Origin of the sequence: Actinomadura physcomitrii, from assembly GCF_008923205.2 — a bacterium.
Classification (GTDB): domain Bacteria; phylum Actinomycetota; class Actinomycetes; order Streptosporangiales; family Streptosporangiaceae; genus Spirillospora; species Spirillospora physcomitrii.
This window is the reverse complement of record NZ_WBMS02000013.1, coordinates 1-21896: the sequence shown is the minus strand read 5'-3', so window position 1 is coordinate 21896 and position 21896 is coordinate 1. Positions and strand designations below refer to the sequence as shown.

Here is a 21896-nt window from a genome sequence, read left to right as displayed (position 1 = left end):
CCGCCTCCGGCGGACCGCGCCCTCAGCGCAGGCCCGCGAACAGGTCGTCCTCGTGGTCGGGGGCGGCGTCGACGCGGTTGAAGTGCCGGATGAACGTCTCGCTCGAGAAGGCCATGTGCTGGACCTCCTCGGGCAGCCGCAGGAAGAAGATGTTCTCGCCCTGGCTCGCGTGCGCCTCCAGCGCCTTGACCTTGCGGGCCGCGTAGGGCGCGACGTCCACCACGCTGGTGATCATTTCGTCCGGGACGCCGAAGTCGTCCGGCGGCTCGAAGCCGAGGTCCACGCCGGCCGACTTCGCGACCTCGAACATCTGCGCGATGCCGGACCGGGGGATCGCCGTGTAGTACAGCTTGTCGGGGATGCCGGTCTTCTCGGTGGCCGCGACGGCGATGCGGTGCGCCTGAATGTGGTCGGGGTGCCCGTAGCCGCCGTTCTCGTCGTAGGTGACGACGACCTGCGGCCTGTACCGCTCCATCAGCTCACCCAGCCGCCCGGCGGACTCCTCCAGCGGCACGTTCGCGAACGCCCGCGGGTCGTCGTTGGTGGACCAGCCCTCCATGCCGGAGTCGCGGTAGCCGAGCAGCTCCAGGTGCTCGACCGCGAGGATCCCGGCGGACTCGCGCACCTCGGCCAGCCGCCGCCGCGCGACCCCCTCCGCGTCGTGGCCCGGCTCGCCCGGCTTCACGCCGCCCGAGTCGTCGCCCTGCTCGCCGTTGGTGCAGGTGACCAGCACGGTCCGGATCCCCTCGGCGGCGCAGCGCGCGAGCAGCCCGCCGGTGCTGAGGACCTCGTCGTCCGGGTGGGCGTGGACCGCCATCAAGGTGAGTTCGTGCTCCATTGCTCCGCGACTCCTCGTGGGCGCTCGTCCGACCCGATCAACCCTACGTGGCCGCGGGTGAAGCAGATCACGTCTGCGACGTGGCCTCGGTCACCGAGAGATCGTCGACGGACATCGGGCGGGCCGGCGGGTCGAACGGGAACAGCGAGGTCGCGACCGCGCCGTCGACGACGAGCAGCTCGCCGGGGTCGAGGAGGCGCCAGCCGGGCGCGGCGTCCATCCGCTCGCTGGCCACGATGTGCGCGGGCGCCGGCTCGCGGTGCGCCGACACGTGCACCCGCCCGGGCTCCCGGCCGGCCTCCAGGCGGCAGGGCGTCTCCTCCTCGCCGAGCTCCTGCTTCAGCACCCACAGCTCGTGGGTGCCGGGGTAGCGCAGCGCCCACAGCCGCCCCGGCTCGGCGAGCAGCACGTTGAGCGCGTACACCGGCACCTCGGCGGCGATCCGCCGGACCGCGGCGATCAGCCCGGCGGTGGTGTCGCCGTGCCGCCGGATCTCCGCCGTGACGTAGGCGAACACGAGCTCGGAGTCGGTCTGCCCGCGGACCCGCGCGCGGTCCACGGCGGAGAGCCAGGACCGGATCACGTCCAGGCCCCGGACCATGCCGTTGTGCGCGAACAGCCGGTCGTCCATCACGAACGGATGGGAGTTGTGCACGTCCGGCCGCCCCGTCGAGGCGTACCGGACGTGCGACATGAACGTGTGCGAGACCAGGTCGCGGGCCTCGGCGTTGAAGTCGGCGTCCCTGAACGCGGCGATGGGCGCCCGGTCGCGGACCGGCTCCTCGCCGAGCGAGAACCAGCCGAGCCCCGTCCCGTCGGGCATCCGGCGGCTCTGCGACGCCAGGCTGTCGGAGGCGTCCAGCAGCCAGAACGTGGCGTGCACGCGCGGCCCGCCGCTCGTCATCCCGAAGAGTCGGCACATGCCTGCACGGTGCCCGCGCCGCCGGGGCCGAACCGGCCGCGGCGGGTCAGGGATCGGTCATCTTCCCCTACCTGCACCCCACGGTAACAAAGGGTAATGCCACGATCACGGACGTGAAGATCGTGGTGCAGGTCAAGCTCACCCCCGACGCCGCGCAAGCGTCGGCGCTTGAGCGCACCCTGCGCACTGTCAACCACTGCGCCAACCGGGTATCCGGACGCGGCGCACACCTACGACGACCGGTGTCTGTCGTGGAACTACGACGCCCAGACCGTGTCCATCTGGACCATGGACGGGCGCCTGAAAGCCGTCCGCTTCGCCTGTTCGGCGGCAGCGCTCAAGCAGCTCACCGAACACCGCAAGGGCGAATCCGACCTCGTCCGCCGGGACGGGAAGTGGTTCCTGGTCGCCACCTGCGAGATCGGCGAAGCCGAGCAGTATGAGCCGCGGGACTGGATCGGGGTGGACCGGGGCATCGCCAACCTGGCCACCACCAGCGACGGCGACAACCACTCCGGGCGGCGGCTGGACCGCTACCGCCGCTGGCAGGCCCGCAAGAAAGCCGAGATCCAAGCCAAGCGGACACGCTCGGCCAAGCAGCTCCTCAAGAAACGTGCACGCCGTGAGTCGCGGCACGCCACGCAATCAACCACCGGATTTCCAAGGCGGTCGTTGCTGTCGCCCAACGCACCGAACGCGGCATCGCCCTGGAACACCTGCAGGGCATCCGCGAGCGGGTCACGGTTCGACGCGACCAGCGAGCACGACTGTCGTCCTGGCCGTTCCACCAGCTCGGCGCGTTCATCGCCTACAAGGCCCGCCGCGCCGGCGTGCCGTTCATCGAGGTGGACCCGGCCTACACCTCGCAGCGCTGCCCGCGCTGCGGCCACACCGCCAAGGCCAACCGGCCTTCGCGGGACACCTTCTATTGTCGCCGGTGCGGTCTCGCTGGGCCCGCCGACGTCGTCGCCGGGGTCAACGTGCGCGACCGCGCACGCTCGGCGTGGGTATTCGTCAACATGCCCCAACCGGCCCCCATCTGAGCACCGGGGACCGGCGATGTGCCCCGTGACCGCCCCACCGTAGAGGACAGCCGGGAGCATAAACCAAGCCTCACCGGACCGAGCCAACAAGCTCGGTTTAGAAAGGCCGAGTAGTTGACAAAGTGCATCCAGCCTCCTTTCCAGCACATGAACTCGCGCGAGTAGGAGACGAACGACCCCGGCGACGGGCGGTGCAGGACCAGCTCGCCGAGCGCCCGCTCACGCCTCGTTACCGCCTTTCCACGGGGTGTCGCCTCGATGGCCCGGCGCAGTTTCGGTCATGGATCCGAACCTGTCAAAACGCTGCCCGAAATGACCTTGATGTAACTTCCGTGCTCCATGCCGTAGGTTCTCGGGTATGGGGTCGCCGCTGGTGCTGCTGGACGTTGACGGGGTTCTCAATCCGTTCGAAAGGCCGCACCGGGGCTACCGCCGGCACCGCTGCTCGCCCAACGGCGTCACGTTCCGCCTCTGGCTGAACGCCGCGCACGGGCCCGCGCTGCTCGCGCTGGCCGAGGCCGCCGGCGCCGAACTTGCCTGGGCGAGCTACTGGTGCGACAACGCCAACGAGTGGATCTCGCCCCGGGTCGGGCTGCCCCGGCTCCCGTTCGTGCCGATCCCGCGGTTCCCCGGCATCGAGGAGGGGCGCACCCTCGGCGCGTGGAAGGCCCGGCACGTCGCGGCCTGGACCGAGCGGAGGCCGTTCGTGTGGTTCGAGGACGAGCCGGACGCGACGGAGTGCATCGCCGCCGAGGAGGGCGTCGCCGAGCACCTCCTCGTCGCCGTCGACCCGCTGGTGGGCCTCACCGACGACGATCTGGAGCGGGGCGCGGCGTGGCTGCGCTCCCTGGACGGCTGACCGACCGGTCAGGACGGTGCTCCGCGTCTGACCGCCGCCGGCCCGCCGGACCCGGCGCGGCCCGCTAGTTGCGGGTCCAGTCGGGCTGGGCGAAGTCCGCGACCCTGGCCCGGCGCCCGAGCAGCACCACCTCGCGGAACTGCCACAGCATGGCGCCGGTCGGGGCGTGCACCCGCCAGTCCGGCGCGAGCCACATCTGCAGCAGGCTGCCGCCGTCCGGCAGCGGCACCCACCTCGGGGTGTCGTCGTCGGCCAGCCTGCGCAGGCTCGTGTAGTGGACCGAATGGACCTCGTCGGGGTTCGGCGCGAGCGGCCCGGGATCGTCCAGCACGACGACGATCGGCGTGATCGCGAAACCGGACGCGGCGGGGAAGTCGTCCAGCCGGCCGACCACGTCGCCCGGGCCCGCGGCCAAGCCGATCTCCTCCCGCAGCTCCCGCAGCGCCGCCTCCTCGGCGGTCTCGCCGTCCTCCAGCCGCCCGCCGGGCAGGCCCCACTGCCCGGCGTTGCGTCCCCGGTACGCCCGCTTGATGAGGATCACCGACGGGACGCCGCCGTCCTCCACCGCGCACAGCACGACCCCGGCGCGGCGCAGGCCCGGCGCGTCCGGGACGGTGGTGTGCTCGAACCCGGCCAGCCGCTCCGCGGCGAGCCGGTGGAAGGCCGTCAGGTCATCGAGGGGGCCGGGGGCCGGGAGGGGGTCCGTCATGTCCCGATCCTGCCAGGACCGCCTCGCGCGGGTACCGGGCGGGGGACGGGTGGCGGTGTCGCGTTTCTTCAAGACCGCGCGCGGCGGCCCGGCCTAGCATGGCGCCATGTTCGAACGGATGAGCGAAGGAGTCGTCATGGACATCCGGCAGCAGATGCGGCCGGCCGCGGACGCCGCGGCGCGGATCGTCCTGGAGGTCCCGCAGGACCGGCTGGGCGCGCCCACCCCGTGCCCCGGCTGGGACGTGCGCGCGCTGGTCAACCACCTGATCCTGTGGAACGGGCGGGGCGAGACGGCCGCGCGCAGGGAGCCCGTGACCGGGCCTGGCGAGGACCACGACTTCACCGCCGAGCCCGGCTGGGCCGAGCGCTTCCAGGAGCAGGCCCGCAGGACCGCCGACGCGTGGACCGACCCGGACGCGTGGGAGGGCGACACCAGCCTCACCGGCGGTGGGAAGGGCATGCCCGCGGCGTTCATCGGGGGGATCGTCTTCGGCGAGTGCGTCGTGCACGGCTGGGACCTCGCCGTCGCCGCCGGCCGCGAGCCCGGCTTCCCGCCGGAGGTCGTCGAGGCCGCCTGGGAGCAGATCGTCCCCACTGCGGAGATCAGCCGCGAGTACGGCGCGTTCGGCCCGCGGGTCGCGGTCCCGGAGGACGCCCCGCTGCTCGACCGCGTCCTCGGGCTCGCCGGCCGCGACCCGCACTGGACGCCCTGACGGGCGTCCGGCGCCTCTGGCGGGCGGCGCGCCGCGCGCCGACCGGGCGCGAGCGGGGTCCCGCGCGCTCTACCCTTGAGGGCATGTCAACGAGCTCTTCGATCCGGGTACGTTTCGCGCCGTCGCCGACCGGCATGTTCCACGTCGGCGGCGCCCGCTCCGCGCTGTTCAACTGGGTGATGGCGGCCCAGTCGGGCGGCACGCTCGTACTGCGGATCGAGGACACCGACGCCTCCCGCAACAGCCCCGAGTGGACCGAGGGCATCATCCGCGCCCTGGCCTGGCTCGGCATGGACGGCGAGCAGTACGAGGGCCCCTACTTCCAGTCCGCCAACGCCGACAAGCACGTCGAGGCCGCCCGCACGCTGCGGGAGCAGGGCCGCGCCTACTACTGCGACTGCACCCGCGAGGCCGTCGTCGCCCGCACCGGCGACCAGCACAAGGGCTACGACGGGTTCTGCCGCGACCGCGGCCTGGAGGCCGGTCCCGGGCGCGCCCTGCGCTTCCGCACCCCCGACGAGGGCCAGACCACCGTCGTGGACCTGCTGCGCGGCAAGCCCGTCTTCGACAACGCCGTCCTGGAGGACTTCGTCATCGCCCGCGCCGACGGGTCGGTCACGTTCCTGCTGGCCAACGCCGTCGACGACATGAGCCAGGGCATCACCCACGTCGTGCGCGGGGAGGAGCACCTGTCCAACGCGCCCAAGCAGCAGCTGCTGTGGGAGGCGCTCGGCGGCGAGCCGCCCGTCTGGGCGCACGTCCCGGTGATCGTCAACGAGAAGCGGCAGAAGCTGTCCAAGCGCCGCGACAAGGTCGCCCTGGAGGACTACCGGGCCGAGGGCTACCTCGCCGAGGCGATGCGCAACTACCTGATGCTGCTCGGCTGGGCCCCGTCCGGCGACCGCGAGATCGTGCCCTGGGACGTGATCGTCGACGAGTTCCGCATCGAGGACGTCAACTCCTCGCCGGCCTTCTTCGACGTCAAGAAGCTCCGCGCGATCAACGGCGAGTACATCCGGGCGCTGCCGGAGCAGAAGTTCATCGCCGAGTGCCTGCCGTTCCTGCAGGAGGCGCCGTTCGACGTGGACGTCGCGGTGTTCGCCGAGCTGGCGCCGCTCGCGCAGACCCGCGTCGCGCTGCTGTCGGAGATCGTCCAGATGATCGACTTCGCGTTCCTGGACGAGCCGCCGGAGGACGAGCAGTCCTGGAACAAGGCGATGAAGGAGCCCGCCGCCGACATCCTGGCCGCCGCCGAGGCCGCCTACCGGGACGCGCCGTGGAACGCCGCCGAGCTGAAGGACCGGCTGGAGGCCGTCGGCACCGAGCGCGGCCTGAAGCTCGGCAAGACGCAGGCGCCCGTCCGCGTCGCCGTCACCGGCCGCACCGTGGGCCTGCCGCTGTTCGAGTCGCTGGAGATCCTCGGCCGCGACCGGACCCTCGCCCGCATCGCCGCCGCCCGCGCGAAGCTCGCCGCGTCCTCCTGACCCGCGCGGAGCTACCGGAACGTGATCGCCCCGGGGAAGTGGCCGGACGCGCACATGAACGGCATCCGGCCCGGCCCCGGGGCGCCCAGGGCGACGCGGGTCTCGCCCGTCGCGGGCAGGTACACGTCCTTGCCGCGGCTCGGGATGGTGAACACCCGCATGTGCCCCGAGGTCCGCCGGGTCCGCAGGACCAGGACGGTGTGGACGCGCGCCCGCGCGGTGAGCAGCGCGGGCCGGTAGCCGCGGTCGAGGGCCCAGATGGTCACGACCTGGGTGCCCGCCGCGTCCGTTCGGACGAACCGGGCCGAATCGGCCGTCGCGGTGGCCGCGCCGCCGGACGGGAGCCAGCCGCCGAGCCGCAGCCCCGACAGCAGCGTCCAGCCGGACGCCGCGAGCAGTGCGACGGCGAGCAGCGCGGTCAGCCGCCCCCGCAGCAGCGCGAGCGTCCGCCCGACGGCGACGCCGATGAGCCCGAACAGCGGCGCCGTCCCCAGCACGAACGCGCCCATCACCACCGCGCCGCCGAGGGCGGAACGCGAGGTCACGGCCAGCAGCTCCGCCGACAGCGTCAGCCCGCACGGGACCAGCACCGTCGCGGCCCCCAGCAGCACGGGCCGCCCGGACCGTCCGGCTCGGGGCGGATGGCAGCCGTCCTCGCTCTCGCCGGGCCTGGACGAGGGCGTTCCGTTCCGTCTTAGCAGCCGACGCGCCGGCCGGAAGCCCAGCAGATCGAGGGCGAACAGCGCCAGCACCGCCGCGGCCCCCGCCAGCAGCGCCCCCCGCACCCGCGGGCCCGGCTGCACCGCACCGCCCACCAGCCCGAGCAACGCGCCCAGAGCCATATGCGAGGCCAGCTTCGCCGTCAGGAACACCGACACCTGCCGGACCGGACGCGTCGCCGCCGGACCGGGGCCGGCGCCCGCGGCACCGCCCACCGCGCCGGTCAGCAGGCCCAGCTGCGTCGCCGCGCACGTGGTGCCGCCCGCCAGCAGGCCCGCCCCGGCGCCGGCGAGGAACAGCCCCGCGACGTCCACGGCCCACCTCCCGACGGAACCATCCCCGGTACGAAGGGGCGCAAAGCGTCACTGACCGGACACGGCCAGTCGATCGCCGCGGGCGCGGTACCGGTTCAGCCGCCGGTTCAGTCGCCGGTCGAGCCGCCGGGCCGCAGCACCTCGCGCAGCGCCGCCAGGCGCCGCTCCAGCTCGTCGTACTCGCCGTGCAGCGCCGGCGGCAGGTGCTTGCCGACGGTCGCCGCCTGCTCGGCCACCGCCGCCAGCCGGTCGGCGACCCGCGCATCCCCCGGCGCCGGGGCCTCGGCGGAGCCCTCGGCGCCGCGCGCCTTCAGCAGCGTCGACTGCTCGCGCAGCAGCGCGGCCTGCTCCCGCAGCAGCGCCGTCTGGTCGCGCAGCTGCTTGTTCTTGGTGTGCAGCTCCACGAACACCGACACCTTCGCCCGCAGCACCCACGGGTCGAACGGCTTGGAGATGAAGTCGACCGCGCCCGCCGCGTACCCGCGGAACGCGTAGTCGGGATCGCTGTTCACCGCCGTCAGGAAGATGATCGGCAGGTCGCGGGTCTTCTTGCGGCGCTTGATGTCGCGCGCCGTCTCGAACCCGTCCATCCCCGGCATGACGACGTCCAGCAGGATGACCGCGTACTCGTCGGTGAGCAGCGCCTTCAGCGCCTCCTCGCCGGACCGCGCCCGGACCAGGTCCTGATCGAGGGAACTGAGGATGGCCTCCAGCGCGATCAGGTTCTCCTCGCGGTCGTCCACGAGCAGGATCTTCGCCTTGTCGTCCACGCGTCGTCTCTCCGATTCCGGTCCGGCCCTCCCGCCGTGCGGCCACGCCCATGCCCGATGACCATGCCCGGCGACCCCGCCCGATGACCACGTCCCATGACCACGTCCACGGCGACCCTACCTGCCAGGCGACTCCTCTCCTCAGCGGACGATGGAGGGTTGCAGCCAGTTCCTCATGACGTCAAGGAGATGATCCACGTCGACGGGCTTCGGCACGTAGTCCGACGCGCCCGATTCGAGGCTCTTCTCGCGATCGCCCTTCATCACCTTCGCGGTGATCACGACGATCGGCAGCTCGGCGAACTGCGGCATCTGCCGGATCGCCGCCGTCGTCGCGTACCCGTCGAGGCCCGGCATCATCACGTCCATCAGCACGATCGCCACGTCCGGGTTGCGGTGCAGCAGGTCGATCCCCGCCTGCCCGTCCTCGGCGTACAGGACCTCCATCCCGTACCCCTCCAGGACGGACGTCAGCGCGAACACGTTGCGGACGTCGTCGTCGACGATCAGCACCTTGCGGCCCGACAGCACCGTGTCGACGAAGTCCGCCGGCGGCTCCGCCAGCATCCCGTTCAGCGCGGGCTCGGGACGCCCCTGGCCCTCGGCCGGGGGCCGCTGGTCGGCCGCGCGCCCGTTCTCCCGGCCGGACGCCGCGCGCGCGCCGCCGCCGTCCGCGGAACCGGCCGCCGGAAGCACGGGCACGGCCTCCGCCGCGCCGTCCGCCTCCTCGGCCGCCGCGGCCCGGCGGCGGCCCTCGGCCTCGCTGTACTGGGCCGGCAGGTACAGCGTGAACACGCTGCCGCGGCCCGGCTGGCTCTCCGCCTGGATCTCCCCGCCCAGCAGCCGGGCGATGTTCCGGCTGATCGACAGGCCGAGCCCGGTGCCGCCGTAGCGGCGGCTGGTGGTCCCGTCGGCCTGCTGGAACGGCTCGAAGATCTCCTGCAGCTTGTCGGCGCTCACCCCGATGCCGGTGTCGATCACCCGGAACGCGATGACGTCCGGGGTGTTCCACAGCGCGGGCAGCGTGAAGTCGATGTCCCCGGCCCGCTCGATCACCAGCCGGACCTCGCCCTCCGCGGTGAACTTCACCGCGTTCGACAGCAGGTTGCGCAGCACCTGCTGCAGCCGCTGCTCGTCGGTGTTCAGCGTCGGCGGGACGTCCGGCGCGACCTCCACCCCGAAGTGCAGCCCCTTGTCCACCGACAGCGGGCGGAACGTGGCGTCCACGTAGTCCACCAGCGCCGGCACCGACAGCCGCTGCGGGTGCGCCTCCATCTTCCCGGCCTCCACTTTGGCCAGGTCCAGGATGTCGTTGATCAGCTCCAGCAGGTCGGTGCCGGACTCGTGGATCGTCCGCGCGAACTCCACCTGCTTGTCGGTGAGGTTGCCGCCCTGGTTCTCCGACAGCAGCTTGGCCAGCACCAGCAGGCTGTTCAGCGGCGTCCGCAACTCGTGCGACATGTTCGCCAGGAACTCCGACTTGTACCGCGAGGAGATCGCCAGCTGCTCGGCGCGCTCCTCCAGCGTCCGCCGCGCCTGCTCGATCTGGAAGTTCTGGATCTCGATCGCGCGGTTCTGCTGGGCCAGCAGCGCCGCCTTCTCCTCCAGCTCGGTGTTGGAGTGCCGCAGCTCGCCCTGCTGGCGCTGCAGCTCGTCGGAGCGCTCCTGCAGCTCCTGCGCGAGCCGCTGCGACTCGCCGAGCAGCGCCTCGGTCCGGGTGTTGGCGCGGATCGCGTTCAGCGTCACCCCGATCGTCTCGATCAGCTGGCTGAAGAACGCCAGGTGCACGTCGGTGAACCGGCCGAACGAAGCCAGCTCGATCGCGCCGAGCACCTCGTCCTCGAACACGATCGGCAGCACGATGATGTTGACCGGCGACGACTCGCCCAGCCCCGACCCGATCCGGACGTAGTCGGCCGGCGCGTCGTTGATCAGCAGCGCCCGGCGCTCCTGCGCCGCCTGCCCGACCAGTCCCTCGCCGAGCGCGAACCGGACCGTTCCGATCCGGCTGCGCCGCGTCCCGTACCCGGCGATCAGCACCAGCTCGGCCTCCTCGCCGCCCTCGGCCAGGTAGAACGCGCCGTACTGGGCGCTCGCGGTCGGCGTCAGCTCCCGCATGATCAGCTCGGCGACCTGCATCAGGTCGCGGTGGCCCTGCATGAGCCCGCCGATCCGGGCGAGGTTGGTCTTCAGCCAGTCCTGCTCCTCGTTCGCGCGGGTCGTCTCGCGCAGGGTGGCGACCATCAGGTTGACGTTGTCGGACAGCTCGGCGACCTCGCCGCGCGCCTCCACGGTGATCGTCCGGGTCAGGTCGCCGGTGGCGACCGCGCTGGCCACCGCGCCGATCGCGCGGACCTGCGTGGTCAGATTGCGCGCCAGCTCGTTGACGCTCTCGGTCAGCCGCTTCCAGGTGCCCGAGACGCCCTCGACCTCGGCCTGCCCGCCGAGCCGCCCCTCGCTGCCGACCTCGCGGGCGACGCGGGTCACCTCGGACGCGAACGACGACAGCGTGTCCACCATCGTGTTCAGCGTCGTCTTCAGCTCAAGGATCTCGCCCTGCGCGTCGACGTCGATGCGGCGGGTCAGGTCGCCGTGCGCGACCGCGGTCGCGACCTGCGCGATGTTGCGGACCTGGTAGGTCAGGTTGGACGCCATGCCGTTGACGTTGTCGGTCAGGTCCTTCCACATGCCGCCAGCGCCGGGCACGTGCGCCTGGCCGCCGAGCCGGCCCTCCGTGCCGACCTCGCGGGCGACGCGGCTGACCTCGTCCGCGAACGCCGACAGCGTGTCGACCATGGTGTTCAGGGTGTCCTTGAGCTGGAGGATCTCGCCCTGCGCGTCAACCTCGATCTTGCGGGTCAGGTCGCCCTGCGCGACCGCCGTGGTGACCTGCGCGATCCCGCGGACCTGCACGGTCAGGTTGTTCGCCATCGAGTTGACGTTGTCGGTCAGGTTCTTCCAGACCCCGCTGACGCCCTGGACGTTCGCCTGGCCGCCCAGGCGGCCTTCGGTGCCGACCTCGCGGGCGACGCGGGTGACCTCGTCGGCGAAGGCCGAGAGGGTGTCGACCATCGTGTTGACGGTGTCCTTGAGTTCGAGGATCTCGCCCTGGGCGTCAACGGTGATCTTCTTGCCGAGGTCGCCTTCGGCGACGGCGGTGGTGACCTGCGCGATGTTGCGCACCTGGTAGGTCAGGTTGGACGCCATCCCGTTGACGTTGTTGGTCAGGTCCCGCCACACGCCGCCCGCGCCGGGCACATTGGCCTGGCCGCCCAGGCGGCCTTCGGTGCCGACCTCGCGGGCGACGCGGGTGACCTCGTCGGCGAAGGCCGAGAGGGTGTCGACCATCGTGTTGACGGTGTCCTTGAGTTCGAGGATCTCGCCCTGGGCGTCAACGGTGATCTTCTTGCCGAGGTCGCCTTCGGCGACGGCGGTGGTGACCTGCGCGATGTTGCGCACCTGGTACGTCAGGTTGTTCGCCATCGCGTTGACGTTGTCGGTCAGGTTCTTCCAGACGCCGCTCACGCCCCGCACGTTGGCCTGGCCGCCGAGGCGGCCCTCGGTGCCGACCTCGCGGGCGACGCGGGTGACCTCGTCGGCGAACGCCGACAGCTGGTCCACCATCTGGTTCACGGTGAGCTTCAGCTCCTGAAGCTCACCGGTCGCCTCGACCGTGACCTTGCGGGTCAGGTCGCCCTGCGCCACCGCCGTCGTGACCTCCGCGATGTCGCGGACCTGCGACGTCAGCCGCGCCGCCATCACGTTCACCGACGCCGTCACGTCCCGCCACCGGCCCGTCATGCCGCGCGACGGGGCCTGGCCGCCGAGTCGGCCCTCCGTGCCGACCTCGCGGGCGAACTGGGTGACCTCCCAGGTGAACTGGTCCAGCAGCTCGACCATGCCGTTCACCGACTTGCCCATCCGCAGCAGCTCGCCCCGCATCGGCCTGCCGCGCACCCGCAGCTCCACCCGCTGGCTCAGGTCGCCGGCCGCCACCGCCTCCACCACCCGGTGCATCCCGGTGGCCAGGTCGGTCAGCTTGTCGATGATCGCGTTCGAGTCCTCCACCGCCGACGCCCACGACCCGCGCAGCGTCCCCGGCGTCAGCCGCCCGCGCAGCTGCCCCTCGCGGCCGATCTCGCGCCGTACCCGGGCCAGCCCGGACGCCAGCTCCTGGCCGTTCTGCCGGATCTCGTCCAGGATCGCCGCGGCCTCCGCCACGGCGCCCTCGCCGGGCACGTCGAGCCCGGCGCCCGTCCGGCCGTCTCGGACGGCGGCCAGCGCCTTCAGCAGCGGCGCCAGATCGGCGTCGCTGTAACGCGGAGTGGTGTCGCGAGACCCGCCCGCGGGGCGGGCACGGGACGCTGTACGCGGCATGTTCTTCATCCTCCTGGCCCGCGGTCGCCGGGTGCCCGACGCGACGGGCCGGTCTGTTCCGGACCGCCTCCCGGCCGCATCTGTACTCTACGTTGCCACCCGTTCCGGAACCCGAATCGCACGCTCACGGGTGACACGCGGCATAGGTCATGGATCGGGGCCCGTAGTCTTCGTGTTACGGTCTGTCGTGTTGTGGCGGAGGGGCGCACACCGAGGTCAGAGGCATCGCGCGGCCCCGGTTCGGCACTCTCGTGGCCCTGGGGCCGCACGGTCTGCCACGATGGCCAGGCCCGGGTGAACGGGCCAGGATGAACAGGCTTCGAACGAGGGACGGCAGTTGGATCGGCAGACGGCGTCGGCGACCTTCCCGTCCGCCGCCGCGGCGGTGGCGGACGCGCGCCGCTTCGTCCGGAAGGTGCTCGCCGACTGGGGCATGGAGGAGGCCGCCGACGACGCGGTGCTCGCCACCAGCGAACTGGCCACCAACGCGGTCGCCTACGCGGGCACGTCCTTCGAGGTGTCCTGCCGCCTGGAGGCCGGCGGCATCGAGATCGAGGTCCGCGACCGCCACCCCACCCGCGGCATCGAGATGCCGGGCGTCACCGCCTCCAGCGGCCGCGGGCTGCCCTCGATCGCCCGCCTGGCCGCCTCCTGGGGCGTCTCCTACGACCGCCGCACCAAGGGCGTGTGGTTCCGGCTGCCGCGTCCCGGCGCCGACGAGGACGGCGCCCAGCCGGGCGCGTCCGCCGACGAGGCCGCGGAGCCGGCGCCGGACCACGGCATCGCCCGCGCGGAGCGGGCCGCCCGCGGCTTCACAGGCCTCGACGCGTCCGCGGAGGCCGGGCTCGAGCCCGCCGTCCCGGCCGTCCCCGGCGCGCAGCCCCGTGACGACCGGCTCGGCGGCGAGCGCCTGGAGTCCGACGGGATGGGCGAGACGCCCGCCGCCGGCGACCGGCTGCTGCGCTCCCCGGCCGCGGTCGAGGCCATGGAGGACGCCGTCGCGGCCGTCCGCGAGGTCCTCGGCGCCGACGGCGCGGCCGTCCTGCTCACCGAGCGCGACGGACGCCTGATCATGGGCGCGTCCGGCGGCACCGCCGCGGAGATGCCGCTCGGCGGCCTCACGGTCGGCGGCCTCGCCCCCGCCGTCCGCGCCGGCTCGCCCTGGGTGGCCCCCGACGCCGCCGACCCGGCCGCCGCCGCGCTGCGGGCGGGCTCGCTGGCCGCGGCGCCCCTGGAGTCGCAGGGCCGCCTCACCGGCCTGCTCGTGGCCGTCACGTCGGCCCCCGGCCGGTTCCAGGAGGCCGACGGCGCGCGCCTCGGCCGCCTCGCCGACGAGATCTCGCTGTCCCTGGAGAAGGCCAGGGTGGGCGAGCTGGAACGGTCCTGGCGCGGCTGGCTCAGCTTCGTCGCCGAGGCCAGCGACCTGCTCGCCGGCACCCTCGACCAGGAGCGGACGATGGCGCTGGTCGCCCAGCTCGTCGTGCCCCGGCTCGCCACCTGGTGCGCCGTCTACACCGTCACCGAGGCCGAGCCCGCGCGGCTCGCCTACGTCTGGCACGCCGACGAGACCCGCGCCGACGGCCTGCGCGACCTGCTCGACCAGGCCAGCTCCGCACCGCCGATGGACGCCCCCGGCCCCTGGAACGGCCTCGCCGGCGCCCCGGAGGACGTCCGCGCCGCCGCCGGCGACACCGCCGACGACCAGGTCTACGCGTTCCCGCTGATCGCCCGGGGCCGCCGCATCGGCAGCATCGTCATCGGCCGGCCCGCCGGCGACCGGTTCCAGCGCAGCGCCATCGAGCTGGCCGAGGAGCTCAGCCGCCGCGCCGCCCTCGCCGTCGACAACGCCCGCCTGTTCTCCGCCCAGACCGCCATGAGCAGCGCCCTGCAGCGCAGCCTGCTCCCGCCCGGTATCCCGGAGATCCCCGGCCTGGAGGTCGCGGTCGTCTACGAGCCGGCGGGGGAGGGCAGCGAGGTCGGCGGCGACTTCTACGACGTGTTCGAGTCCGGCGTCCGGCCCGGCGCGCCGCAGGCCGCGTCCCGCTGGCGCTTCGCGATCGGCGACGTGTGCGGCACCGGACCGGAGGCCGCCGCCGTCACCGGCCTCGCCCGGCACGCGCTGCGCATCCTCGCCGCCGAGGACATGTCGGTGCCGGGCGTGCTCGCCCGCCTCAACCGGCTGATCCTCGGTGAGGGCGAGCGCGGCCGGCTGCTCACCCTGCTGCACGGCGAGATCGCGGCGCGCCGCCGCCGCGACGGCGTGACGATCAGGCTCACGAGCGCGGGGCACCCGCCCCCGCTGGTGCTCGACCCGGAGGGCGGCGTCCGCGAGGCCGCCGAGCCCCAGCCGCTGCTCGGCGTGTTCGACGGCGTGGAGTTCCACACCGACACCCTCGAGCTGCGCCGCGGCGAGGTGATGCTCTGCGTGACCGACGGGGTCACCGAGCGGCGCTCGGGCAACCGGCTGCTCGGCGACGGCCACGGCCTGGAGCGGCTGCTGGCCGGCTGCACCGGGCTGAGCGCCGGGGCCGTCGCCGCCCGCATCCAGCGCTCGGTCCGCGACTTCGGCCCCGAACCCTCGAACGACGACGTTGCCCTCATCGTTCTGCGGGCGTCATGATGGAGACCAACAATCGGTAAGGTGGGGTGGCGTGGGGCTTGCCATGCACACGACACGACAGGACGGCCGCGCGACGATCGCCGCGCGCGGCTCCATCGATCTGCACTCCTCCGACGAGCTGCGAGCCCGGCTTGCGGAGCTCGTGGACGCCGGTGAGCGCGTCGTCGTGGTCGACCTCACCGCCGTCGACTTCTGCGACTCCTCCGGGCTGAACGTCCTCGTCCGCGCCTACAAGCACGCGCGGGCGCAGAACGCCACGCTGACCGTCACCGGCGCCTACGGCCGGGTCGAGAACGTGCTGCGCACCACCGGCCTCGACCGCTTCCTGATCGAGGGGCCCGCGGAGGAGGCGTCCGCCGATGGACGCTGACACGCGGCCGCCCGTGCGGCGGCCGCCGGACCGGACGGGACGGCACACGATGCGGAACGGCGAGCGGGCGGAGTGACCGATCCCATGACGGAGACCACGCTGCGCGCGGCGCCCCAGACGGAGGCCGTCGAGTACGCGCGCCGCCTCGCCGCCCGCACCATGCGCACCTGGGCGCTGATGGAGCGCGAGGAACTCGTCACCGCCATCGTCGCCGAACTGGTCGCCAACGCCGTCCGGCACGCGGGGACGGCGCTGGAGCTGCGCCTGCTGCGCGGCACCGGGCGCGTCCGCGTGGAGGTCCGCGACCGCGCCGCGCAACTGCCCCGCCTGACCGTCCCCGGCCCCCTCGACGAGTCGCACCGCGGGCTGTTCATCGTCGACCGGTTCGCCACCTCCTGGGGCGCCGACCCGGTCACCGGCGGGAAGGTCGTCTGGGCCGAGGTCAGCATCTGACCCGGCGCCCCGCCGCTCCCGAACGCGTTCGCCGCGCCGCCCGCCGGCCGTGCCCGGAGACAACGGCGCGCCCGCGCGGGGCGCGCCGTGTCCGGCCTTCTCGTCAGGACGACTTGCGGTACAGCTCCGCGACCATGAACGCCAGGTCCAGCGACTGGCCGCGGTTGAGCCGCGGGTCGCAGGCCGTCTCGTAGCGCTGGTGCAGGTCGTCCTCCGCCAGCCCGTGCCCCCCGCCGGTGCACTCCGTCACGTCGTCGCCGGTGAACTCGATGTGGATGCCGCCCGGGTGCGTGCCGAGCGCCCGGTGCACCTCGAAGAACCCGGCGACCTCGTCCAGCACGTCGTCCAGCCGCCGCGTCTTGTGCCCGCTCGGCGCCTCGTAGGTGTTGCCGTGCATCGGGTCGCAGATCCACGCGACCGGCGCGCCGGACTGGTGCACCTTCTCGATCAGCGGCGGCAGATTGTCGCGGATCCGGCCCGCGCCCATCCGGGTGATGAACGTCAGCCGGCCCGGCTCCCGCTCCGGGTTCAGCCTGTCGATCAGCGCCAGCGCGTCGTCGGCGGTGGTCGTGGGCCCGAGCTTCACCCCGATCGGGTTGCGGATCCGCCGCAGGAACTCCACGTGCGCCCCGTCCAGCTGCCGGGTCCGCTCACCGATCCACAGGAAGTGCCCCGACACGTCGTAGGGCAGGCCGCTGAGGTGGTCGATGCGGGTCAGCGCCCGCTCGTACTCCAGCAGCAGCGCCTCGTGGCTGGAGTAGAACTCCACGCTGTGGAACTCGTCGGGGCTCACCCCGCACGCCTTCATGAACGTCAGCGCCCGGTCGATCTCCCCGGCGAGCTGCTCGTAGCGGCGGCCCGACGGGCTCGTCGCCACGAAGTCCTGGTTCCAGGCGTGCACCTGCCGCAGATCGGCGTAGCCGCCCTTGGTGAACGCCCGGCACAGGTTCAGCGTCACCGCCGAGCAGTGGTAGGCGCGCAGCAGCCGGCGCGGGTCGTTGCGGCGGGACTCGGCGTCGAACGCGAAGCCGTTCACCGCGTCGCCCCGGTAGGCGGGCAGCTCCACGCCGCCGCGCACCTCCGACGGCTTGGACCGCGGCTTGGCGAACTGCCCCGCCATCCGGCCGATCTTCACCACCGGCACGCTGGCGGCATAGGTGAGCACCACCGCCATCTGCAGCAGCGTCTTGAGCTTGTTCTTGACGGCGTCGGCGTTCGACCCCTCGAACGTCTCGGCGCAGTCGCCGCCCTGCAGGACGAACGCCTCGCCCCGCGCGACGTCCGCGAGGCGGGCCTTGAGCTGGTCGCACTCGCCCGCGAAGACGAGCGGCGGCTGCGCGGCGAGTTCGGCGGCGACGGCGCGGACCTCGGCCGGGTCGTCCCACTCGGGCTGCTGCAGTGCGGGGAGGTCGCGCCAGGCGTCGAGCGCCCCCGAGACGCTGGAAGTACTCACGCGCAAAGGCTATAGGGCTCCGCGCGCTGCCGAGGCCTCGTCCGGAGTCCGCCTGCCGTTCTGCGGCGCTTCTTCCCCCAAGGGACGGTGCGGAGCCGCCACAGGAGCGCCGCGGGGGCGCAGCAGAACGCCGGCCGGAAGGCCCCGAGGGCCGCCCGGCCGGCGCGCGATGGTCGATCGTTCAGTTGTCCGGGCCCGGAGCCGCTAGGCCGCGCGGCTTCCCGCACCGGCCCGCACGGGCTCCTGCGCGGCATGCGGCGCGCCCGCCAGGGCACGGCGCCCGCTCAGGTCGGTCTCGGTGGCCAGCTGCCGCAGCCGCCGCAGCGAGCGGTCGGTGATCTGCCGCACCCGGTTGTGGCTCAGGCCGTACCGGGCGCCGATCTGCGCGTAGGACAGCGGCTGGCCGTTGTCCATCCCGAACCGGGCCCGCAGGATCGCCGACTCCCGCTCGGGCAGCCGGTCCAGCAGCCGGCCGAGGCCCTCCAGGTCGTCCAGCGCCAGGATCTCCGCCTCGGGCGTCACCGCCTCCGGGTCCTCCAGCAGGTCGCCCATCGGCGTCTCGCCGGCGTCGTCGACGGTCGCGTCCAGGCTCGCCGGGTCGCGCCGCCAGCGCAGCAGCTCGTCGACGTGCTCCGGTTCGGCCCCCAGCGATCCGGCGAGCTCCTCGCGGGTCGGTTCGCGGCCGAGCTCGCGGCCGAGCTGCCGCTCGGCGCGGCGCAGCCGGGAAAGCTCCTCCTCCACGTGGACGGGCAGCCGGATGGTGCGGGCCGTGTGGCTGAGCCCGCGCCCGATCGCCTGCCTGATCCACCACGTCGCGTACGTGGAGAACTTGAAGCCGCGCCGGTAGTCGAACTTCTCCACCGCGCGCATCAGCCCCAGGTTCCCCTCCTGAATGAGGTCTATGAGGGGCAATGAGTCGGTCGGGTACTTCCGGGCGATCGAGACGACCAGCCGCAGGTTGGCCTCGACGAAGCGCTGCTTGGCGCGCAGCCCCGCCGCGACCAGGTCCTCCAGCTCCTCGCGGGACGCGCCCGCGGGCGTGCGTCCCTCCTCGAGCAGCTGTTCGGCGTACAGGCCCCCTTCGATCGCCTTGGCCAGATCGACCTCCTCCTGCGCGTCGAGCAGGGGAGTACGGCCGATCCGGTCGAGGTACGCTCCGACAAGATCCTTGTCGGTGACGTCGACCCTGTCGCCCTTGGTACGGGTTGCAGCCATCCTGACCCTTCTCCGGTGCGATCTCCCTATGAGGTCAACGCTAATTACCGTCCTGTGATTCCCGAGTGGGGAATACTGCGAGGCTGGCAGCCGCTCTACCGTCCTGATACCCCGGCAGAGGAGAAACCGACATGGCGACCGTCACACTCACCGCCGAGAACTTCGACGAGGTGGCCCAAGGGGACGGCATCGTGCTGGTCGACTTCTGGGCGGAGTGGTGCGGCCCGTGCAAGCGGTTCGCGCCGGTCTTCGAGAAGTCCGCGGGCAAGCACGCGGACATCGTTTTCGGCAAGGTCGACACCGAGGCCCAGCCGGAGCTGTCCGAGCGTTTCGGGATCGCCTCGATCCCCACGCTGATGGCCATCCGCGAGGGAGTGATCGTCTTCGCGGAGCCGGGCGCGCTGCCGGAGTCCGTGCTGGAGAACGTGATCGAGCAGGTCCGGGCCCTCGACATGGAGGACGTCCACCGCCGCGCCGACACCTGAGACTCCGGGCCGCCCGTCCCGGCGGCCGCGCGGGCGAGACTCGCGCGGTGGTCGTGCGCGGGGTTGCGGGCGGGGGACGAGCAGCCGTCCCGGGCGCGGCGGGATGGCAAAGATGCGGCCCGCGGTGCCCGCCGCGGCCCGCCGATGGACGATGATGGACGGATGCTCGCCGATGTCGTCCCGTACCTGGTGTGCCCCGTCTGCGGAGAGGATCTGGGGTTGGCGGAGCGGGGCCTGCTCTGCCCGTCCGGGCACACGTTCGACATCGCGCGGCAGGGCTACGCGAACCTGCTGCCCGGCAACGCCCGGCCGGGCACGGCCGACACGCCCGAGATGGTGCGCGCCCGCGCCGCGTTCCTCGGCGCCGGCCATTTCGACGCCCTCGCCGCACGCCTCGCCGCGAGCGTCGGTCGGTCGCTGGAGGGGCGCTGCCTGGTCCTGGACGCCGGCGCCGGCACCGGCCACTACCTCGCCCGCATCCTGGACCGGGCGCCGGACGCGGCGGGCCTCGCCCTGGACATCTCCAAGCACGCCGCCCGCCGTGCCGCGAAGGCGCATCCGCGAGCCGGCGCGGTGGTCGCGGACCTGTGGCGTCCGTTCCCGGTGCGCGACGGCGCCGCCGCGACCGTCGTGAACGTGTTCGCTCCCCGCAACGCCGCCGAGTTCCACCGCGTCCTGAGCGCCGACGGGCTGCTCTTCACCGTCACGCCGTCGCCCCGGCATCTCGGCACGCTCGTGGAGTCGCTCGGGCTGCTGTCGATCGACGAGCGCAAGACCGAGCGCATGGACGCGGCGTTGTCCGGCTACTTCAAGTTCGACTCACGGCAGCAGATCGAAGGCGAGGCCGTTCTCACCCATGAGGAGGCCGCGACGCTCGTGGGAATGGGACCGAGCGCCCACCACGTACCGGCGGAGCAACTGTGGGAACGGCTCCGGCCGCTACCGGATCCGCTGCCAGTTCCCCTTTCCTTCGCGCTGTCGGTCTACCGCCGGCTCGAATAGCCGGCCGCGAGGGCGCACCGGGGCCTGCTGAGCGAGTTCGAGCAATGCCTGGGGGATCTCACCCGGCGTGGTGACCTCCCGCACGCCGGGGACGTCCGCGGCCTCGAAGCTGAACGACGCCGACACCGAACGCGCGGTGCCGCTGAGCAGAACCCGCTGTAGCGCCTGCCCCGCGCGAAGCCACTCGGTGCGGCCGTCCCCTGTGGTGGTCAGGACGGCGCGCTGCGCGCCCCCGTCCGCCGCGGTCGGAAGAGGATGGAGCGCGGCCCCCTCCAGCCGGGCCGCCTCCCGCAGCTCGTTGAGGATGTTCGCGGACGGACGGTCACCCGACGGGGACGCCGTGGCGGACAACGGGCGCAGCGTCGCCGCGCAGAGCAGCCGCTCCTCACGTGTCACCCGGTGGCGTCCCGCGAGGCGGACGGTGGCGAGGAGCGCCGGGCGTCCCGCGTCGGGAAGCAGCCGCACCACGGCCTCGTGCCCGAGCTGGGCGGCGGTGAGACGCAGATTCACCAGTGCGGCCCCGCTCGCCAGATGCAGCCCGCGGCCCGCGGGATCGCGCAGGGGCTTGAACCGGTCCGGATCGGCGTGCAGTTCGATGAGGCCCGCGACGACTTTGAACCGCCAGGCGTGCACGTCGTGGACTGTCGGTCCCATCGTGGCGGCGACCACCAGGCGTTCCGCCGACGCGCGGACGGTTGCGGGGACACTCACGGGCGTTCCTCCTCACCTCGGCCGGCATCGGGGACCGGCCGAACCGGGGACCGGCGCCGCCGGTCCGCCGGAACCGGCGGACGGGCGAGCGACTCGGGACTGCGAACGGTACCGCACTGTGACCCGGTCCACGAAAGGTGTGAAAAGGGAGGTCAACGGGGCTTACGATGGCGCCCGGACGCCGGTGGGAGGCGAAGCCGGAGCGTCTCGATTTGACGCTCCCGCGGGCGGGTCCTAATGTCTCACTCGCCCCGAGGGATGCGGGACGCCGAGAGGCGGACGGCCCTGGGGAACCAGGACTCGGAAAATGGTTCGGGCACCGCTCGGACTGATGTACGATGACTGGGTCAGCCCGAGACGGGATGCAGGACGCCGCAAGGTGGCCGGCCCGGAGGGCATCTCCCGACGAACGAACGCGGCAGGCCTCAGGTCTGTTGTGAGCCGTGACGCGTGGAGAACACAGGCACTTCCCCGACTGTCGAAAAGATCTTCACTGATCGGCTTGACACCGAGGATGAACCTGGTAAGTTAGCAGGGTTGCCCCGGGGTGGGGCTCGCGAGAGCGGGTCCGGCGCGGTGGGTGTCCGTTTCTTGAGAACTCAACAGCGTGTTAAAAGCCAGTGCCTTTATCGATCCGGTCGGCAGGCCGGGTCGCCCCGTGGCCATCCTCGTTCGCGAGGGTGGTGGGGATTTCTTTGAGGCAAAGCGATCTGTTTTCGGATGGATCGTGTTGCTGGGATTTTCTTCTGAGGTTTGGCTGCTTCGGGGTTCGCCCCCTGGGGTGGTCGTTGGGCCTTGATGGAGAGTTTGATCCTGGCTCAGGACGAACGCTGGCG

The 21896-nt window shown here is 72.7% G+C and carries 18 protein-coding genes; 9 read left to right on the top strand and 9 right to left on the bottom strand.

Annotated elements, in window-relative coordinates:
• Window positions 1-22 precede the first annotated feature (22 nt).
• Window positions 23-838: a PIG-L family deacetylase gene (locus F8568_RS17885; RefSeq protein WP_151594696.1), complete on the bottom strand. Its 816-nt coding sequence runs from the start codon at window positions 836-838 to the stop codon at window positions 23-25.
• Window positions 839-905: 67 nt separating this feature from the next.
• The gene (locus F8568_RS17880; protein ID WP_151594695.1) at window positions 906-1760 is read right to left on the bottom strand and encodes a class II glutamine amidotransferase; all 855 of its coding nucleotides are present in this window, start codon (window positions 1758-1760) and stop codon (window positions 906-908) included.
• Window positions 1761-2404: 644 nt separating this feature from the next.
• Here F8568_RS17880 and F8568_RS48250 point away from each other — a divergent pair.
• Together F8568_RS48250 and F8568_RS17870 are read left to right on the top strand one after the other, a co-directional pair.
• Window positions 2405-2803, top strand: a complete 399-nt coding sequence (locus F8568_RS48250) for a transposase (RefSeq protein ID WP_328600949.1) — start codon at window positions 2405-2407, stop codon at window positions 2801-2803.
• Between the two features lie 358 nt (window positions 2804-3161).
• A complete protein-coding gene (locus F8568_RS17870; RefSeq protein WP_151594694.1) occupies window positions 3162-3662 on the top strand; it encodes an HAD domain-containing protein in 501 nt (166 codons plus the stop codon).
• A 64-nt stretch (window positions 3663-3726) separates the two neighbouring features.
• Here F8568_RS17870 and F8568_RS17865 read toward each other — a convergent pair whose 3' ends face one another.
• The gene (locus F8568_RS17865) at window positions 3727-4371 is read right to left on the bottom strand and encodes an NUDIX hydrolase (protein WP_151594693.1); all 645 of its coding nucleotides are present in this window, start codon (window positions 4369-4371) and stop codon (window positions 3727-3729) included.
• A gap of 118 nt (window positions 4372-4489) precedes the next feature.
• Between F8568_RS17865 and F8568_RS17860 the strand changes: the two genes are divergently transcribed.
• Window positions 4490-5086: a TIGR03086 family metal-binding protein gene (locus tag F8568_RS17860; protein WP_236008876.1), complete on the top strand. Its 597-nt coding sequence runs from the start codon at window positions 4490-4492 to the stop codon at window positions 5084-5086.
• 83 nt (window positions 5087-5169) lie between these two features.
• Window positions 5170-6570, top strand: a complete 1401-nt coding sequence (gene gltX, locus F8568_RS17855; RefSeq protein ID WP_151594692.1) for a glutamate--tRNA ligase — start codon at window positions 5170-5172, stop codon at window positions 6568-6570.
• Between the two features lie 11 nt (window positions 6571-6581).
• Here the strand turns inward: gltX and F8568_RS17850 are convergent, their stop codons facing one another.
• The 3 genes from F8568_RS17850 to F8568_RS17840 form a co-directional block, all read right to left on the bottom strand.
• The gene (locus tag F8568_RS17850; protein WP_151594691.1) at window positions 6582-7604 is read right to left on the bottom strand and encodes an urease accessory protein UreH domain-containing protein; all 1023 of its coding nucleotides are present in this window, start codon (window positions 7602-7604) and stop codon (window positions 6582-6584) included.
• A 107-nt stretch (window positions 7605-7711) separates the two neighbouring features.
• Window positions 7712-8374, bottom strand: coding sequence for a response regulator (locus tag F8568_RS17845; RefSeq protein ID WP_151594690.1), 663 nt, complete (start codon window positions 8372-8374; stop codon window positions 7712-7714).
• Window positions 8375-8515: 141 nt separating this feature from the next.
• Window positions 8516-12751: a HAMP domain-containing protein gene (locus F8568_RS17840; protein WP_202125102.1), complete on the bottom strand. Its 4236-nt coding sequence runs from the start codon at window positions 12749-12751 to the stop codon at window positions 8516-8518.
• Between the two features lie 337 nt (window positions 12752-13088).
• Here F8568_RS17840 and F8568_RS17835 point away from each other — a divergent pair, with 337 nt between their 5' ends.
• The 3 genes from F8568_RS17835 to F8568_RS17825 all read left to right on the top strand — a co-directional run bounded on the left by F8568_RS17835 (window position 13089) and on the right by F8568_RS17825 (window position 16194).
• Window positions 13089-15371 carry a SpoIIE family protein phosphatase gene (locus F8568_RS17835; protein ID WP_151594688.1) on the top strand — a complete coding sequence of 761 codons (2283 nt, stop codon included), beginning with the start codon at window positions 13089-13091 and terminating at the stop codon, window positions 15369-15371.
• A gap of 43 nt (window positions 15372-15414) precedes the next feature.
• A complete protein-coding gene (locus F8568_RS17830) occupies window positions 15415-15741 on the top strand; it encodes an STAS domain-containing protein (protein WP_202125101.1) in 327 nt (108 codons plus the stop codon).
• A gap of 84 nt (window positions 15742-15825) precedes the next feature.
• Window positions 15826-16194: an ATP-binding protein gene (locus F8568_RS17825; RefSeq protein ID WP_067469847.1), complete on the top strand. Its 369-nt coding sequence runs from the start codon at window positions 15826-15828 to the stop codon at window positions 16192-16194.
• Window positions 16195-16297: 103 nt separating this feature from the next.
• On the opposite strand, the gene F8568_RS17820 is transcribed toward F8568_RS17825, so the two are convergent.
• On the bottom strand, window positions 16298-17647 hold the full coding sequence (locus tag F8568_RS17820; RefSeq protein WP_328600934.1) for a class II 3-deoxy-7-phosphoheptulonate synthase: 1350 nt from the start codon (window positions 17645-17647) through the stop codon (window positions 16298-16300).
• A gap of 204 nt (window positions 17648-17851) precedes the next feature.
• Window positions 17852-18862 (bottom strand): sigma-70 family RNA polymerase sigma factor, encoded by a 1011-nt coding sequence (locus F8568_RS17815; RefSeq protein ID WP_236008875.1) that lies wholly within the window; start codon window positions 18860-18862, stop codon window positions 17852-17854.
• A gap of 131 nt (window positions 18863-18993) precedes the next feature.
• Here F8568_RS17815 and trxA point away from each other — a divergent pair, with 131 nt between their 5' ends.
• Both trxA and F8568_RS17805 read left to right on the top strand, forming a co-directional pair.
• Window positions 18994-19347, top strand: a complete 354-nt coding sequence (gene trxA / locus F8568_RS17810; RefSeq protein WP_151594685.1) for a thioredoxin — start codon at window positions 18994-18996, stop codon at window positions 19345-19347.
• 162 nt (window positions 19348-19509) lie between these two features.
• Entirely contained in the window at window positions 19510-20349 is an 840-nt protein-coding gene (locus tag F8568_RS17805; RefSeq protein ID WP_151594684.1) for a putative RNA methyltransferase, read from the top strand.
• Here the strand turns inward: F8568_RS17805 and F8568_RS17800 are convergent.
• A complete protein-coding gene (locus F8568_RS17800; protein ID WP_328600933.1) occupies window positions 20287-21060 on the bottom strand; it encodes a hypothetical protein in 774 nt (257 codons plus the stop codon). The two genes, F8568_RS17805 and F8568_RS17800, sit on opposite strands and share 63 nt — an antisense overlap.
• Between the last annotated feature and the right edge of the window lie 836 nt (window positions 21061-21896).